This is a genomic window from Mitsuaria sp. TWR114, assembly GCF_007997345.1.
Genome location: NZ_VOSR01000587.1, coordinates 1 through 820, shown reverse-complemented (window position 1 = coordinate 820; position 820 = coordinate 1). Strand labels below are relative to the sequence as shown.

Genomic DNA, 820 nt, shown 5'->3' with positions numbered 1-820 from the left:
AGTGCTTGGCGACCTCATGGGGGTGGGTGACGAAATGGCCGCCGCACTTGCTGCACTTGGTCATCGTCAGCATGCCGTTGTCGACGAACTTCACCAGGCGCCAGGCGCGGGTGACCGACAACAGCTGCTCCAGGTTCTGCGCCGCGGTCTGTTCCTGGTACAGCTGGTAGGCCTTGATGACGACGTCGATCTCGTCCATCTCAGCGACCTTGTTCAGGTACTCGTGGATGTTGAGGAACAGGCTGGCATGGATGTTGGGCTGCCAGGTCATGAACCAGTCGGTGGAGAACGGCAGCTGGCCCTTGCTGGGGCTCTTGCCCGAGACTTCCTTGTACAGGCGCAGCAAACGCTCGTAGCTCAGGTCGGTTTCCGATTCCAGCACCTGCAGGCGCGCGCCCAGCTTGATCAGCGTCACCGCGCGTTCGATCTGCTTGGCTTCGGTCAGGATGGACTTGGTGCGCATGGGGTGGCTCCGGGGGTCTCGGATGGTCTCGGGCGGCAATCGCGTTGCCTGGATCCTGGGATCAGGCGGCTTCCTGGTGGCGGCCAGCCATCAGGATGGAGGCATGCAGGCGGGAGACGCTGTCGTTGGCGGCCGGCTTGCCGTGCGAGGTCAGCAGGCCCCACACCAGGTCGTCGTCCATGCGGAAGCGGCACAGCAGCGTGTTGCCGGAGGCCATCTTCATCATCTGCGCCGGGCTGAGGGTGTTCAGCAGCGTGGCGGTCTCTTCGGAGATGCCCAGGCGGTACAGGGCCTGCTCGCGGTCGGCGCGGATGAGGCTCTGGGCCAGCATCAGGTAGGACAGGTTGGCTTCGCGGA

2 protein-coding genes are annotated in these 820 nt (G+C 64.3%); both read right to left on the bottom strand.

The window, feature by feature from the left end:
* The coding region (flhC, locus tag FUT87_RS20075; RefSeq protein WP_147242166.1) for a flagellar transcriptional regulator FlhC at positions 1–463 on the bottom strand (463 nt) is incomplete at its 3' end.
* Positions 464–524: 61 nt separating this feature from the next.
* A partial coding sequence (gene flhD, locus FUT87_RS20070; RefSeq protein ID WP_147242165.1) for a flagellar transcriptional regulator FlhD occupies positions 525–820 on the bottom strand: 296 nt, incomplete at its 5' end.